The organism is Paenibacillus sp. UNC451MF (genome assembly GCF_000686845.1).
Taxonomy (GTDB): Bacteria; Bacillota; Bacilli; order Paenibacillales; family NBRC-103111; genus Paenibacillus_S.
Window position 1 is genome coordinate 50302 of record NZ_JMLS01000021.1, and the last position, 17001, is coordinate 67302.

Annotated in this window: 12 protein-coding genes; 11 read left to right on the forward strand and 1 reads right to left on the reverse strand. The window is 49.3% G+C overall.

Going from position 1 to position 17001, the window contains the following annotated elements; translation table 11 throughout:
* The first annotated feature begins 4 nt into the window (after window positions 1–4).
* The 11 genes from BP97_RS0120840 (at window position 5) to BP97_RS40270 (ending at window position 14930) form a co-directional block, all read left to right on the forward strand.
* Window positions 5–1042, forward strand: coding sequence for an ABC transporter ATP-binding protein (locus BP97_RS0120840; RefSeq protein WP_028550840.1), 1038 nt, complete (start codon window positions 5–7; stop codon window positions 1040–1042).
* A 59-nt stretch (window positions 1043–1101) separates the two neighbouring features.
* Complete coding sequence (locus BP97_RS0120845; protein WP_028550841.1) at window positions 1102–2736, forward strand: peptide ABC transporter substrate-binding protein; 1635 nt, start codon at window positions 1102–1104, stop codon at window positions 2734–2736.
* A 71-nt stretch (window positions 2737–2807) separates the two neighbouring features.
* Entirely contained in the window at window positions 2808–3737 is a 930-nt protein-coding gene (locus BP97_RS0120850) for a S66 peptidase family protein (protein WP_028550842.1), read from the forward strand.
* 13 nt (window positions 3738–3750) lie between these two features.
* Entirely contained in the window at window positions 3751–4854 is a 1104-nt protein-coding gene (locus BP97_RS0120855; RefSeq protein WP_028550843.1) for a dipeptide epimerase, read from the forward strand.
* Window positions 4851–5777 (forward strand): C40 family peptidase, encoded by a 927-nt coding sequence (locus tag BP97_RS0120860; RefSeq protein WP_231506354.1) that lies wholly within the window; start codon window positions 4851–4853, stop codon window positions 5775–5777. The genes BP97_RS0120855 and BP97_RS0120860 overlap by 4 nt, the downstream gene beginning before the upstream one ends.
* Before the next feature lie 245 nt (window positions 5778–6022).
* Window positions 6023–7459, forward strand: coding sequence for a stalk domain-containing protein (locus BP97_RS0120865; protein WP_028550845.1), 1437 nt, complete (start codon window positions 6023–6025; stop codon window positions 7457–7459).
* A 63-nt stretch (window positions 7460–7522) separates the two neighbouring features.
* A complete protein-coding gene (gene rpoC, locus BP97_RS37035; protein WP_051620839.1) occupies window positions 7523–11947 on the forward strand; it encodes a DNA-directed RNA polymerase subunit beta' in 4425 nt (1474 codons plus the stop codon).
* A gap of 16 nt (window positions 11948–11963) precedes the next feature.
* On the forward strand, window positions 11964–13007 hold the full coding sequence (locus tag BP97_RS39020) for a winged helix-turn-helix domain-containing protein (protein WP_028550846.1): 1044 nt from the start codon (window positions 11964–11966) through the stop codon (window positions 13005–13007).
* 216 nt (window positions 13008–13223) lie between these two features.
* Window positions 13224–14024, forward strand: a complete 801-nt coding sequence (locus BP97_RS0120880; RefSeq protein WP_028550847.1) for a hypothetical protein — start codon at window positions 13224–13226, stop codon at window positions 14022–14024.
* Window positions 14017–14787: a M20/M25/M40 family metallo-hydrolase gene (locus BP97_RS37040; RefSeq protein ID WP_036746280.1), complete on the forward strand. Its 771-nt coding sequence runs from the start codon at window positions 14017–14019 to the stop codon at window positions 14785–14787. Before BP97_RS0120880 ends, BP97_RS37040 begins: the two co-directional genes overlap by 8 nt.
* On the forward strand, window positions 14784–14930 hold the full coding sequence (locus BP97_RS40270; RefSeq protein WP_156043269.1) for a hypothetical protein: 147 nt from the start codon (window positions 14784–14786) through the stop codon (window positions 14928–14930). The genes BP97_RS37040 and BP97_RS40270 overlap by 4 nt, the downstream gene beginning before the upstream one ends.
* A gap of 101 nt (window positions 14931–15031) precedes the next feature.
* Here BP97_RS40270 and BP97_RS0120895 read toward each other — a convergent pair whose 3' ends face one another.
* On the reverse strand, window positions 15032–16792 hold the full coding sequence (locus BP97_RS0120895) for a sigma-54-dependent Fis family transcriptional regulator (RefSeq protein WP_331281317.1): 1761 nt from the start codon (window positions 16790–16792) through the stop codon (window positions 15032–15034).
* Between the last annotated feature and the right edge of the window lie 209 nt (window positions 16793–17001).

Sequence of the window (17001 nt, forward strand, 5' to 3'; positions counted from 1 at the left end):
GCAAATGCCCGCAAAAGACAGTTCGAAGGTGCGATTGGAAGTGGAACATTTGCACGTATCCTTCACAACGCACGGAGGTGAGGTCAAAGCGGTCCGCGGCGTCAGCTTTAAGCTCGGCCAAGGCGAGACTCTTGCTATTGTAGGCGAGTCCGGATGCGGTAAGAGCGTTACAGCCCGCAGTGTGATGCGGCTGCTTCCTGAGAGAACCTCGAGGATTACACAGGGCAGCATTCGATTCGCGGGCAAGGAGCTGACTCAGCTTACGGAGAAGCAGCTGCGCGAGCTTAGAGGCTCCGAAATCGCGATGATTTTTCAAGATGCCATGACCGCTCTGAACCCTACGATTACTATAGGGGAGCAGATCATGGAGGGGGTTATCCGCCATCAGAAAATCTCCCGTTCGGAAGCGCGCAAGCTGGCAGTGGGGATGCTAGGACTTGTCGGCATCTCGAACCCGGAAATGAGGATGAAGCAGTATTTGCATGAATTTAGCGGCGGTATGAGACAGCGGATGATGATAGCTATCGCTGCAGTATGCAATCCGTCGATCCTTATTGCGGATGAGCCGACGACAGCGCTCGATGTAACGATTCAGGCGCAAATTATCGAGCTGTTTCAAATGCTTCAGAAGAAAACCGGTGTTTCCATCATTATTATCACCCATGACTTGGGCGTCGTTGCCAAAATAGCCGATCGGGTAGCCGTGATGTATGCCGGACAAATCGTAGAAAGCGGGCCGGTACAAGAGCTGTTTTATCATCCGCAGCACCCGTATACCAAAGGGCTGCTGGCTTCCATGCCGCGTCTGGATACGGATCGTACGCTGCCGCTCACGCCGATTCCGGGTACGCCTCCGGACTTGTTCGCTCCACCGCGAGGCTGTGCGTTCACCGCGCGATGTCCTTACGCGATGGAAGTTTGTGAGCTGCACCAGCCTGAGCAGACGAACGTCTCAAGCGGCCACACGGTAGTCTGCTGGTTGCAGGATCCTCGGGCTCATAAGCTGTTTAATTCGGCGGAAAGCATCCAAACGGCTCTATAAGTCCGGCTATGCCGGCTTTTAGAATAAATAATCCATTCAGTAGAAGAGGAGAAGTGCTTATGAAAAAAGTATCTGCATTGCTCGTCAGTTGCGCTTTATTATTCGGCACGGCCCTCGCCGGCTGCACCAAAGACGAAGGTTCCGGGGTCAAAACCGAAAGCGGTAAAGAAACAAAGGCCAAAATTCTTACTTACAACAATCTGAAGGAACCTACATCCCTTGATCCCCCGATTGGCTTTGACCAAGCGTCCTACGACATTGTCAACAATGCGTTTGAAGGATTGACGCGTCTTGGCAAGAATCAGTCGCCGGAGCCGGCTATGGCGAAGGAATGGAAGATTAGTCCAGATGGCAAGAAGTATACGTTCACCCTTAGAGACGGCGTCAAATGGAGCAACGGAGATCCAGTCAAAGCGTCTGACTTTGAATATGCGTGGAAGCGTCTGCTCGATCCTAAGACTGCCTCTGACGCTGCTTTCCTGGCCTATCCAATAGAGGGGGCGGAGGCTTATAACTCCGGCAAAGGGCCTGTAGACGGCGTTAAGATTAAAGCCGTTGACGATAAAACGCTGGAGGTAAACCTTGCCCAGCCTGCTTCATGGCTGCTTGGGATGGTTGCGAGTCCGGCATTCTTCCCTGTGAACAAGGGCGCCGTCGATAAAAGCCCGAAATGGGCCGGCGAAGCGGCAACTATCGTAAGTAACGGACCGTTCAAAATATCGGAATGGAAGCACGACAGCGAGCTGAAGCTGGTTAAAAACGATCAATATTGGGATGCAGCTAACGTCAAGCTGGACGGTGTAACCTACAAAATGATTAATGATTCCAACACGGCCTACCAGCTCTTCACAACGGGTGAGATTCTTGTCTCCAACACGACAGGAGCGATTCCTGCGGATTTAAGCGACAAATTGTTTTCCGAGAACAAGGTTAAGGTTGAAGACGGTGCAGGGCAGGCGTTTTACCGCTTCAATACGAAAATGGCGCCGTTTAACAACGTGAACATCCGTAAAGCTTTCGTCGCGGCTGTAGACAGACAGAAGCTGGTGGATCTTGTCTTGAAGCAAAAACAGAAGCCTGCTGACGGCTATGTTTCACCGGGACTTAAGGACCCTGCCGGAGGAGATTTCCGCAAAGTCGGCGGCAGCCTGATCAAGTTCGATGCCGCTGAAGCGAAGAAGCTGCTGGAAAAAGGAATGCAGGAGGCGGGGTACAAGACACTGCCTGAAGTAACGCTTACTTATAACACCAACGACGTTAGCCAAAGAATTGCTCAAGCGCTGCAGGCGATGTTCAAAGATAACCTGGGCGTTGATATTAAGCTGGCCAACAAAGAGAGCAAAGTGTTAACGGATGAGCAGAAGAAGCTTCAGCTGCAATTTTCCCGTTCCTCGTTCCTGCCTGATTTTGCTGACCCGATCAACTTCTTGGACGGCTTTCAATCGACCAATGCATTTAGCCGGACCGGCTGGGTTAACGCTTCTTATGATAAATTGATCAAGGACGCATATAATGAACCGGATGAGGCTAAACGGTACAAAATGATGCATGACGCAGAGAAAATTTTGATGGACGAAGCTCCGATTTTACCGCTTTATTTCTATAACAATGCCTATTTGCAAAGCGACAAGGTGGAAGGAGTCGTAAGACACGCCTTCGGATTTATCGACTTTAAATGGGCGGATTTAAAATAACCGCCTAATTCATGAGGAGATAGCGCCCATTCAAGGCGCTTCTCCCAATGCTCAAGCAGGAGGGCAGCACAATGAGTGAGCTAATAAAGCCATACCGCTTATGTCCTGGTGATAGGGTAGGCATTACGGCCCCGGCAAGCTGGGGAGACAGGGAGCAAATTCAGACGGCGACGGCCTGCTTGGAGCAGCTCGGACTTCGAGTAAGACTGGGAGATACCTTGTCGAAGCAGCATGGCTACCTTGCCGGAACCGACGAAGAGCGGGCTCGGGAGTTGAATGGGATGTTCGCCGATCCGGAGATCAAGGCGATCATTTGCGCGCGCGGAGGATATGGAACAGGTAGAATAGCCGACCTGCTGGATTATGATTTAATCCGGGCGAACCCGAAAATATTTTGGGGTTACAGCGACATTACTTTTTTACATGCAGCGATCCTCAAACGGGCTGGACTGGTTACGTTTCATGGTCCAATGATGATTGATTTGGAAAAAGACAACGATCCGCTTACCGTGCAAAATTATGAGACTCTGCTTTTCCCGTCCGTACTCCGTTATACCGAAGAAATTAACCCACTGAAGGTGCTTGTGGAAGGAGAAGCCCGGGGGCCGCTGGTCGGCGGAAATCTGTCGCTTATTACGAGCACGCTAGGGACGCCGTATGAACTGGATACGAAGGGACGCCTGCTGTTCATTGAGGACATTGATGAAGAACCGTACCGTGTAGATCGGATGTTGAACCAACTAAGATTGGCGGGCAAATTCGCCGATGCGGCAGGTGTTTTGATCTGCGATTTTAATAACTGTGTTCCAAACAAACGCAAGCTATCGCTTACGTTGGAGCAGGTTATCGAGGACCACATTGTATCGGCGGGCAAACCAACGATGGCTGGCTTTAAAATCGGCCATTGTTCCCCGAATATTACCGTACCTCATGGCATAGAAGCTAGAATGAGTACACAGGATAGGGTGCTTGAGTGTACAGAACCCGGTGTTGAGACATAAGGAGGCAGCGAATATGAACATAAAAAACATTGAAGTGATGAGGCAGTCGACACCGCTTATAAAGCCGTTCAAGACCGCCTTGCGCACAGTATATAACGCAGAGTCGGTTCTCGTGCGGATTCAGACTGATGACGGAAGAACCGGCTGGGGAGAGGCACCTGCGACTATTGTGATTACAGGAGATAGCTTGGATAGTATCCATTCAGCTATCACTCATACTTTCACACCGCTCTTGATAGGGCGCAGTCTGCTCGCGTACGAGCAAATTTTGCAAACCATTCATCATTCGATGGTCGGCAGCAGCAGTGCCAAAGCGGCTGTGGATATGGCAGTGTATGATTTGGTAGCACAATACTGCGGTCTGCCGCTGTATCAGTTTCTTGGTGGTTATAAAGATGAGTTGGAGACGGATTTCACCGTTAGTGTCAATTCGCCCAAGGAGATGGGTGAGGACGCGATCCGGTATGTGAAAGACGGATTCAATGTGCTGAAAATTAAAGTAGGCAAGGACGATATTCAGCAGGATATTGAACGGATTAAAGAAATCCGCAGCTGCGTGGGCAGTGAGATTCGTATTCGTATTGACGCCAATCAGGGCTGGCAGGTGAAGGATGCCGTCCGTTCGATTCGCCGCATGGAAGATATGGGGCTCGATATTGAGCTGGTGGAGCAGCCGGTCAAGGCACATGATATCGAAGGGCTCAAAGCCGTTACAGATGCTGTGGAAACGCCGATTATGGCAGACGAGAGTGTATTTTCTCCCACTCAAGCTTTTGAAGTGTTGAAGCGCCGTGCCGCCGATATGATCAATATTAAGCTGATGAAATCCGGTGGGATATACAAAGCGCAGCTCATTAACCAAATTGCCGAGGAATTCGGTGTCGAATGCATGGTTGGCAGCATGATTGAATCGCGTGTAGCGGTCACGGCTGCGGCCCATTTGGCGGCAAGCAAGAAAAATATTACCCGATTCGATTTCGATTCGCCTCTTATGATGTTGAACGATATTGTGGACGGCGGAGTCCAATATGACGGCAGAAGGATGACGTTTCCTAAAGAAGCGGGCCTTGGCATCCGAGATGTAGCCTATACGGGAAGTGTTGGGGTGGGATCATGAGTATGGAGAAAATGATCGTCGCAGTCTCTGTGGCCACGGTATGGTCGAATCCACAATCACCAAGATCAATAGATGAGCCTGCTCTGCAAAACCCGGCAGCAATAAGACCTTGGCTGGAGGGCATGACGTTAGAAGACCGTCTGGATTTGTACAGAGGGAGCCGGGTTCAAACGCAAGCGGTATACGGCACTTCCGTGCTTGTCGTGGAGGAGCAGGGGGACTGGGTTAAAGTAGCGATCCCGCAGCAAGGAACCCGAAGAGACGCTGTAGGCTATCCCGGATGGATTCCGCGCTGTCAGCTGGCTACCGAAACGTCTGAGCTAGCGAGCCAGAGAAGAGCCGAAGTCATTGCTAATAAGGCTTGGTTATACCTGACTCCATCGGAGCCACTCATAGAATTAAGTTTTCTGTCCTCTCTTCCTGTAATAGAACTCGCCGATTCGTGGGTGATGGTGCACATACCAGGAGCGGATGGGATCGGTTATTTGAAGGCGGAAGATGTGCGTTTGATCAACGGATCCATGGCTCCTTTGCCGACAGAAGGTCACATTGGGCAAATGATTTTGGATAGGGCCATGCAGTTTGTAGATTTGCCTTATTTATGGGGCGGTGTTTCGGCCTTTGGCTATGATTGCTCTGGATTTGCTCATTCAATGCACCGCTATGCAGGAATATCGATTCCGCGAGACGCCTCGGATCAGGTTAACTATGGGACTGCGATTGAAAAAGAGGAGCTTGAACCAGGGGATTTACTCTTCTTTGCCTTTGAGGAAGGCAAGGGAGCCGTTCATCATGTCGGGATCTATGCAGGTAACGGACAAATGATTCATTCCCCTGAGACGATCAAAAGCATAGAAGTGGTTGAGCTTAGCAGCTATAAGCTGATCCAGGAGCACTGCATGTCGAGGCGTTACTGGGGATAAGAGCGGTATATACACAATAGCAGGACCTGAGGCGAAGCTTCAGGTTCTTTTTAATATGAAAAGACTTGAGTTGATATAGGTATTTATTCCTATATATTAGAAAATGGTTGAAATAATATATCAGTGATGAGGGTCTAAAGAACTTGTTTTTGTGTATAATTTTACAAAAATCTACAGGATTTTTATGTTCGATCTCGAATTAACCCATAAAACAGACTAACTACAAAAACAGCGGAGGAACAGACATGAAAAGAAGCATTACCAAAGTGGCACTATGCTTAACGCTTTTGTTAACTTGCGGCACGGGGATGGCTCATGCTGAGGAGCAAGGAATTATGCATGAACAGAGGAAGGTCAACTATAACGGAAGCAATTTTATCCTTGACCTAATCCGGGTCGACCTGAAAGATCCAACCATTCAAATCAAGGCAGCTGCCGCAAATCATGAGGTAGGGACTGTGCAGGATTTTACCAGTATGATGTCGGATAACGATGCGGCGGTCGGCATTAATGGCACCTTTTTCGATGCGTTTACAGAGGATATTGAGTACCGGACCCCATATGGTATTGTGATGAACAACAATGATCTTTTTTACGGCGGGGATAAAGAAACCTCGATTACCGTTTCAACAGATAAAGAAGCTTCGGTGCAGAGATTGGCCATCGGAAGCAATGTACAGGCGGGCCGATTCGGATCGCGTCTTAATGGAGTGGATGTGTATCACGGAGATCAAGCGCGAAGCGCGTGGATGTTTACCAAAGATTATGGGGATGTGGCGGACGAACCGGGAATTAAAATTGTCATTGGTCAGGACCAGAAGGTAGTTTCCGTTTCGGAAGAGGCTGTACTGATTCCTTCGGGAGGCAGGGTGCTGCTGCTCTCTACGGATTATAGCTTGGAACAGGTATCGAAGCAGGTTAAGGCAGGTGATAAGTTTAGCATGAGCCAAACGGTGACGAACCTTGATACGAAGCAGACGTCACCTTTGGAGCGGTATCAGATGGCTATAGGAGCCGGACCGAAGCTGCTTACGGGTGGTCAAGTGGATATTGATTTTGAACGTGATCGTTTTAATGATCCGCTGGTGACTTCCCAGGCTAATGTTCGAAGCTTTGCAGGAGTTGATGGGGATGGAAAATTGGTCGTAGGGACGATTTCTTACAGTACCATCGAGCAGATGGCAAATGTGCTAGTCCAAGTAGGAATGACAGATGCTATTAATCTGGATGGAGGAGCGAGCTCGGCGCTTTATTATAAAGGTAAGGTATTGCGTAAGCCGGGACGGCTGCTCAGCAATGTGCTGATTGTACAGCAAGCGGATAAGCCGCTCGTACAGCTTAGTGTGAACGGTCATTTGGCGGAAAATAAGACGGGGTATATCGAGGACGGGATGACTATGGTGCCCTTTCGCGTTCTGCTGAATCGGATGAATGCCGACTATGTCTGGAACCCCGATGATTCCAGTCTGCATATTACGCGTGGAAAACTGAAGGTAGATTTAAAGCTGGGAAATGATTGGGCCGAAGTGAATGGCCAGTCCGTTACGATGGATACGGTGCCACAGATTGTGAATGGCCGGATTTACGTGCCGCTTCGTTTTGTCGCGGAAGCCTTGGGAGCACAGGTGAAGTGGGATGATACGCTTTATAGGGCTAGTGTGACGTTGGATGAGGGGAAATAGGAGATTTCGTTACGATAATTTTCATAACAAGCAGTGACATCAAGAAGAGAACCGGAGGCCTGTATGTCTTTTTTTAAAAGATTAAAAAACATTTTGCTAGGACCAGGAGAAGCGGAGAAAACGAGGCATCCCCGTCTGGAACAAAAAGAATGGGAGCGTCGCATAGACACTAGCTCTACAAGAAACGAGGAGTCAGCGCGGCTAATCGCAGAACAAAGGAGCAAGGAAGCGGAGGCGCGTGCAGAAGCGGCGATACAGCGATTGGAGAAAGAGCGCTCGGAGGCAAAAGCACGCGCTGCTGAAATTGCGGAACGAACTGCAAATAAGCGTGCGGAGTCGGAACGTCAGGCTCAAGCGATGGCCGAAAGACTTGAAGTACAGTCAGAACGACAGCGTGCTGATTCGGTTGAGCGGGCGGAGGCTGTAATGAAGCGGCTGGAGAAGGAACAAGAGGAAATACAGGCACGTGCTGAAGGGGCAGTCAAGCGTACGGAATTAAAGAACTCCGACCTGCAGCAGCAAGCAGAGTCTTTATGGGATAGAGTCGAGCAGCAAACGGAGCGTCAGCAGGTCGAAGCGTTCGAACTGGACGATGCCATTTTTCAGCGCTTGGACCAAGAACGTACAGAAGCAGAAGCAAAGGCTGCAGAGATTATGGAACGTGTGGAGCAAAAGCGATTGGCGTCACAGCAGCAGGCACAGGCTATGGTGGAACGCTTGATGCAGAAGCGTGAACGGGAAGCGGCAGAGCGGGAAGCACGTGAACGAGAGGCGGCAGAGCGGGAAGCGCGTGAACGAGAAGCAGTAGAGGGGGAAGCGCGTGAACGAGAAGCAGTAGAGCGGGAAGCGCGTGAACGAGAGGCGGCAGAGCGGGAAGCGCGTGAACGAGAGGCGGCAGAGCGGGAAGCGCGTGAACGAGAGGCGGCAGAGCGAGAGTCGGTGGAGCGAGAATCCGCTCCTTCCAATTCTTTTAAATATATTAGGCTCGGATTGGCATCTCCAGATAAAATCCGTTCGTGGTCTTACGGTGAAGTGATAAGACCTGAAACGATCAACTACCAGACTTTAAAACCTGAACGAGGCGGCCTCTTTTGCGAGAAGATTTTTGGACCTACCAAGGACTGGGAATGCTTCTGTGGAAAATACAAGCGTGTTCGCTATAAAAATGTTGTTTGCGACCGCTGTGGAGTTTCAGTAACGCGTCAAAAGGTGCGTCGTGAACGGATGGGGCATATTGAACTTGCGGCACCAGTTTCTCATATTTGGTATTTCAAAGGAAATCCAAGCAGCGCTATGGGCTTAATGTTAGACATGTCCCCTCGTTCTCTTGAGGAAGTAATTTATTTTAAAGCTTATATGGTTCTGGATCCAGGGAACACTCCGCTTGAAGCGAAGCAGCTGTTATCAGAGAAGGAGTATCGAAGCTCCAGAGAGAAATACGGTTACGCTTTTCAAGCAGATATAGGAGCTCAAGCAGTAAGGAAGATGCTCCAGGCTATCGATTTGGATAAGGAAGCAGACCTTCTGAGGGAAGATCTGGTGATATCACAAGGTCAGCGTCGCAGTCGGGCAGTCAAACGTTTGGAAATAGTCGAGTCCTTCCGCAAATCGAGTAATCGTCCGGAATGGATGATCCTCGATGTTCTTCCGGTCATCCCTCCTGAGCTTCGGCCTATGGTTCAACTCGACGGGGGACGTTTTGCTACATCGGATTTAAACGACTTATACCGTCGAGTGATTAATCGTAACAATCGACTGAAACGTCTGCTCGATTTGGGTGCTCCGGATATCATTGTACAGAATGAGACGTTGATGCTTCAAGAAGCTGTTGATGCGCTGATACATAATGGGCGGCGCGGACGTACGATTACAGGACCTGGAGAACGTCCGCTTAAATCGCTAACCCACATGTTAAAAGGCAAGCAAGGACGATTCCGTCAAAATCTGTTAGGCAAACGAGTCGATTACTCGGGAAGATCCGTCATCATACCTGGACCGGATTTATTACTGCATCAATGCGGACTGCCTAAGGAAATGGCTCTGGAATTATTTAAGCCATTTGTTATGAGAGAGCTAGTAAAGCGTGGGCACGCTTTTAATATTAAGAATGCCAAAAGAAAAGTGGAAAAGGTGAGTCCTGTCGTTTGGGATGCTTTGGAGCATGTCATCAAGGAACACCCGGTTTTGCTAAACCGTGCTCCTACGCTGCACAGACTCAGTATTCAGGCCTTTGAGCCTGTTCTTATTGAGGGCCATGCGATTCAGCTTCATCCGATGGCGTGCCCTGCTTTTCATGCAGACTTTGACGGGGATCAAATGGCGGTGCATGTGCCTCTATCGCATGAAGCACAAGCTGAAGCACGAATTCTGATGCTTTCATCCCATAACTTATTAGATCCGAAAAATGGCAAGCCTTCTGCAATTCCTACGCAAGATATGATTCTCGGCTGCTATTACTTATCTATGGATCCCTTAGCGTCTAATACTGGTTTAATCGTTCGCTCTGCGGATGAGGCGGTATCTGCTTATCAGCGGGGAGCTGCGGCGCTGCATACACGAGTTGCTATTCCGGCAAAAGCACTCCGCAAAACGAGCTTTTCACCTATGCTAGAGGCTAGGCTCATCACGACGATCGGTAAAATCTTATTTAATGAAATTTTGCCCGAGGAGCTCCCTTATTTGAATGAACCAACCAAGGCTAATTTATTGGATGGCACTCCGAATGCTTTTTTCATTTTCGAAAAAGGAGCAGATATCCGCAGACGAATGTCGGAAATGAACGAATCCCGCGCCTTCGACAAAGCGTTTCTTGAGTCCGTGATAGCCGAGTGCCTTCGCCAATGCGGTACTACCCGAACGGCGGTCATGCTGGATCGCTTGAAGCGGCTAGGCTTTACCTACGCGACGCGATCTGGCATTTCAATGGGAATTACCGATTGTACCGTACCTCATGAAAAAGAAAATATAGTGAGTGAAACGAAAGAAAAAGTACGGTTCATTACGAAACAATATCTTCATGGTTTGCTTACCGATAACGAGCGGCATGATCATAGCGTTGCAACATGGGGTGCAGCAAAGGATGGCATTTCTAAAGCCCTGGTTAACGGTCTCGACCCCTACAATCCTTTAAAAATAATGATCGATTCCAAAGCTTGCGGAAGTATAGCCCATATGTCGCAGTTGAGCGGTATAAGGGGGCTTGTCGTAAAATCATCAGGAGTCGTCATAGAACATCCTATCGTTTCCAGTTTTCGCGAAGGTTTGTCAGGATTGGAATACTTTATTTCTACCTATGGATCGCGAAAAGGACTATTGGATACAGAGCTCCGTATTGCGGATTCAGGTTATTTAACCCGTCGTTTGATTGAGGCTGCTCAAGATGTCATCGTACGCGAAGAGGACTGCGGAACAGATCAAGGGATTAGCGTTAGGGCAATACGGCTCGGAAATGCGACGATCGAAAATCTTCTGGAGCGAATTGAAGGTCGTTATTCAAATGAAACGGTTGTACATCCTGCTACCGGCAAGGTAATACTTAACCGTAATCAGTTGATTGACACCGAAACAGCCCGTAGTCTTGTCCAATCAGGGATCGAGGAAGTATCTATTCGTTCCGTGCTAAGCTGCCGCAGCGAACACGGAATATGTGCGGTGTGCTACGGGACGAATCTTTCTACCGGACGACGAGTGGACATGGGCGAGGCAGTTGGTATTATCGCAGCACAGTCGAACGGTGAACCAGGAACACAGCTGACGCTTCGCGCGTGGCATACCGGAGGCATTGCGGGCAATGAAATCATACAGGAATTGCCGCGTCTCCAGCAATTGTATGAGGCTCGGACTCCGGAACAACCCGCTGTACTTTCTTACTACGATGGGAAAATTACAGATATCCGTGAAACGAAGGATCGACGCTATGAAATTGAAGTGGCAGGGGAATCCGAATCCATAGTACAAACTACAATCTGTGGCACACGCTTGCTTGTATCCGTAGGTGAACAAGTGAAGAAAGGCGACCCATTAACTGAAGGCACTATTGATCCTAAAGAGCTGCTGCACATTCAAGGCGTCCGAGCCGTGCAAAGCTATATTTTACAGGAAGTGCAGGGCATTTATCGCAATCAAGGAGTGGAGATCAACGATAAGCATATCGAGATTATCCTTCGACAGATGCTGCTCAAAATGAGAGTTGTCGATGCCGGAGATACCGCGTTATTGCCGGGGGCATTCGTGGATAGACATGCCTTTGAGGATGCCAACAGAGAAGTTTTAATGACCGGACAGCAACCCGCGGTTGCCGTTCCAGTGCTGCGGGGGATTACCCAAGCCTCTATGGACAGTGAATCTTTTATTTCAGCTGCAGCCTTCCAGGAGACTACGCGCGTGCTTACCGATGCGGCCGTCAAAGGCAGAACCGACTATTTGCGCGGCGTAAAGGAAAATGTCATTATCGGCAAGCTTATTCCTGCAGGGACGGGGCTATTTTAAAAAGGAGAGCATTGGAATGACCTCAGATGGATTTGCTGAATTAACATATGAGCAGCTTCTTATAGAGGAGGAACGCTGGGAGCAAGCATTTGACCATCCGCGGTTCCAAGAAGATGAAGCAGAGCAATGGCAGCGAGGTTCAGAGCTTTATGATGCATTGTATCAGATGCGGCCAGACGAAGAGCGATTTCAAAATATGCTGGTGCACTGCTTGCTGGAGCTCGGAAGGGATTTTAAAATGCGGGGGACGCATATGCGCAGAGCCCGTGATATTTTCCAACAAGTAGTGAAGATGGACAGGGAGCACTCTTTGGCAAATTACCGACTCGGGTTTTTACATTATTATAATGAGCAATGGAGCAGCGCCGCCAATGCGTTCGAGCGGGCTCTCCGAAGACGGGCTCTCTTATCCGAGCATCGAATCAACGAGGAGCAGGCTGTCCGGGCGCTCTGTTATCAGGCGCGTGCGTACCAGAAGCTAAGCCAGCAGACGATGGAACGGCTGCGTGCCAAGTGGTCCGCTATATCGCCTACGGAGCTTGGGAGAACCCTTCGATCCCTCGTGGAAGAGACGGAGGATCAGATCTTTTCCGAGGAACCTTTCAAGCCTTACATTGTGCAATCCGAGACGGGGCAGGAACACATCGGTGAAGAACGGCTGCTGCAGCTGCTAGAGACGAATACGGATGTTCCTGTTGTTATCTTAAGCTACGTCGATGCTCCGCGTTTGTATACGGTGCGTACTTCAGCAGGAAAGCAGCTGTATGTTACGGAGAGAGCGGCGGATCTGCTTCGGTGCCTGCTGCAATCGAAGCATCCTGTTAGCAAGGATGAGCTGTTCTACCGAATGTTCAGACGGCCGAAGCCTGCGAGCAATACATGGGTGAAGACCAACATTTCGCGATTACGCTCAGAGCTTGGGGGTTGTTTCTCTGAACCTATGGACCATATCATAGTGACGACAAAAGAGGGTTACAGCTGGAATCATGAGCTATATCCCATTTATCAGGTTATTTACCGTGAGGATGATATTTACCGAGCTGATTTCAATCTGGATTAAGAGGATAGGAAATCATTATTTAAAATAAAATGAATTTTCCATTTGGGGGTCACGGGCGTGACTCCTTTTTTATGCTGGATTCAAGTATTACGCGGGGGCGGCCCCGCTTTTATATGAGTAATAAGTAGTGGTATCTAACGGTTACACGGCTGTAACCGCCATTTGGTGTAATAAATTCATCGAACAAAGACATTACATACAAGGAGATGGATTGAAATGAATCATCAACAAATGGTAGCGAACCCTGCAAAATATTTAGCTCAAGCTTTAACGCGTCGTGGATTTTTGGTCAAGGTGGAGAACGATCAGGTTATTTTCTCAGCGGGGAATGGGAAGCGGGACTTCGAGGATGTACGTCAGGAATTGGAGCGCAGCGGAATTCCGGTCTGCTATTCCGGTCTTCGTATTCAAGTACTCAGTCCCATGATTCCCCTCAAGGCGCTATATGCAATAGAGAAGATGCCAGTGCGATACGGTCGTTCCCCAATTCCTAACGGATTCGACTCGTGGAGAGCTTTTACCAAACGAAATCATGGTCTGCGCTGGAGCAGCTTGTCACTAGATAAAGGGATTGCTTGCCTCGTCAAGGCAATGAGCGAAGCCGGAATACTTGTCACGGGAGGCTGCGATGGACATGGCAAGCACAAGCCTCGAATTTATTTTGCCAGCATGTGGGCTGCTGCATGGTTTCACGTAGTATATGAACGGATAAATGCCAAGCATTTGCTTCACTATACTTGGAAAGTCGTTATACCCGAGGGAGGAAACGGAAGTCCTTGCCTACAAGCAATCCAAGCGGAGGGGATGAAATGGTCGGAGAGATGGATACGGCAGGACGCGCTAACAATGGCGTTAATGATGAGGGAATGGGCTGAGCAGCTTCGTGAGCTTCGACGGACAAGCTTTAAAAACCGGAGCATGCGTAAGGAGTCGGAAGCGTTAGCTCATGATTTTGAAGCGCTCTGCCAGTGGATGACGGATAAATTGGACGAAAAGGAGGCGGCCGTTCATGCGTAAGCTGGAAAATGAATTGCTCGAGCTTCTTGCTATAACCGCTCCTAGCGGTATGGAACGTCCGGTTGCCGATTTTCTTATGCAGCGTTTGAAGGGACAAGTCGATTCATTGGATCAGGATGATTATGGTAATGTGTTGGCTGAAAAGCAATACGGCATTGGAGCAGGGCCAACAATTCTGCTTTGTGCTCATATGGATACGGTGTGGGTAGATCCGAAGCGATGCATTGTTCGGGAGGAAGATAGATGGAGCAGCAACAGCGGTCCGCTAGGTGCGGACGACCGTGCGGGAATTGCCATCATTTTGGATGTGCTGCGTAAGGTTCAAAGGTTTGGTTCGTTTCATGGGAGGCTGAAGCTGGCTTTTACCCGTGAGGAAGAGATTGGCCGTATTGGTTCGGGGCAGATCGATCCTGCATGGCTGCAAGATATAGAGCTAGCGATGGTTATTGACCGCAGGGGCAGCAGAGATATTGTAGTACGCAATAGTAGGATGCGATTTTGTAATCCGCAATGGGGCGTATTTTTTGAAGCTGTGGGAATGAGGTGTGGAATGTCCGACTGGCGTGCGGTTCAAGGGGGAATCAGCGATGCGGTAACTTTTGCCTCTTACGGGATTCCCTCAGTCAATCTGTCAGCGGGTTACGAGTATGAGCATTCAGAAGAGGAATATGTGAATGTAGCGCATTGTCGTGATACAGTTCGATTGTTGGTTCAAGCGCTGCAATGCATGTTTTATAGAAATGCCAAGGGGGGAGCTAGTTGACAGATCATATTGTGATTACAATTGACGTTCGCAAAATCATGTCTCAGCTAGGAATACTGGAGTCATTTGATAAGCAAGTCGGCCTTGACCAACAAGATAGTGGGAAAGAGAATGAGGAAAAAGCTGCCTTGCTGGTCGAATAGTTTCAAGCTAAAGGTTTGGGCGGATAGACATCATCACGATTGGAAAGGCCTGCAGATAGCTTCTTGCGAAGCTGATTCTACAGGCTTTTTGGCATGGTTATCTAAAACGGAGTCATATCATACTCCTGTATTTTCCTGTACAAGGTCGTCCGCCCGATTTGTAATAAAGCTGCAGCCTTGCTTAAGTTGCCACCCGTTTGCCGGAGAGCCTTCTTAATGGCATGCATTTCCGCATCCTTCAGTGATAGGGTAGCTTCCGGCTGAGTAAACTCACCCAGTTCAGGCACATCCTCCTCAAGCTGAAGATGCTTTACGTCGATCGGACCTCCTTCCGCAAGGAAGCTCGCTTGCAACAATACGCTGTTCAGCTCTCGGATATTACCTGGCCAATGATATTGCTGCAGCTTCATCTGCGCTTGCTCCGTCAGGATGGAGGAGGGGGAGCCGTGCCCTTGAAGTAGATGATAGGAAAGGGGGACGAGATCGCTTCGTTCTCTTAGGGGGGGCAGGGTAATTTGGATTCCTTTCAGCCGGTAGTATAAGTCGGCTCGAAAACGCCCCTCCCTCACTTCCTCAGATAAATTGCGGTGGGTGGCGGCTACAATACGGATGTCGATCCTTTTGCTCTTCGTACTACCTACCGGCGTGATAGTATTTTCCTGCAGTACCCGCAGCAGCGCGGCTTGCGCCCGAAGCGACATGTCTCCGATTTCGTCTAGAAAAATCGTCCCTTTATGCGCAGCTTCGAACTTGCCGATGCTTCCTTCTTTGTTAGCTCCGGTGAAAGCTCCGCGTTCATAGCCGAACAGCTCGCTCTCGACCAGACTGTCCGGAATGGCGCTGCAGTTGACGGCGATGAACGGGTGTGCGCTGCGAAAGCTTGCCGAATGAATGGATTGGGCGAACAGCTCTTTGCCAGTACCGCTTTCGCCCAGCAGCACGACAGGGTATTCGGTCAGGGCGGCTTTCCTGGCGATTTCTTTGGTATGGAGAAGCTTCGGGCATGCTCCGATAATATCCTGGAACTCGTATAACCGAGGCTCTCCATGCGGCTTCCGTTGAATGGCGACGGATCGCCATACTTTGTGCCGGTCATCGCAGATCGTTTCCATAGCGAAGCCTTTGGCCCCGGCAAACTCCTTGCCCAAGGCATCGCGGCCGACGATGCGCAAAGCGGCTTGATTGGCACGGACAATTCGATTGTCCCGGTCTAGCGAGAGCAGTGGCATTGGAACATTTTGCGCCGTGTATTCGAGCTCCTTCAACGTAATGAGATGCTCCTCGCTGGTTTTCTCCCAAATCAGCTTATTCTGCAAAGAATCCGCTGCTAGACAAGCGAGGGTCAATGTATAGTCATAGTAGCTTTCTTTTTTACCGCTGATGTTAATGACACCGATTAATTGACCGTCAGGGCTAAAGATGGGTGATGAAGCACAGGTCAAAAAGCGGTTGGACGTGTAATAATGCTCCTCGGCGTGGACTCGCACGGCGGTTTGCTCCGTTAAAGCCAATCCGATAGCGTTCGTCCCTTTGCGGCGTTCCTCCCAATTGGCACCTACCTGTAGCTGTACCATTTCAGCACGGTTGGAGAAATCGGGATCGCCGACAGAGTGAAGGATAGTCCCTTGGGCATCGATGAGGAGGGCCATTTGCCCAGACTGTTTAATGAGGCGATTCATTTTGGCGAATATCTGCTCCGTGTGCAGGATGAGCTGCTCGTGCTGTTGAGTGATTTCCCGTATGCGATTCCCGGTAATAATGTCGTCATAAACAGGATCGGACGACTTCAATCCATAACGCTGACAGCGCTTCCAAGAATTCTCCATCATTTGTGACAGGTCGTTTACTTCCAGAGAGGACAAAGTGAACACCTCCATCATTCGTACGGGCTTCTACCTTCATGATATCATAAAATATCCATTCGTTTCTATTCAGCGAAAGGTTGTATCAAAATGAAACATAAGGGCTGTTTCAAAAGGGAACAATTGTTATAAAGCGATTTCAATAAATGCGTTTCGGCTGGCCTCGCAAGATTGGCACGATTCTTGCTTATATAGTTATTGAAACTATA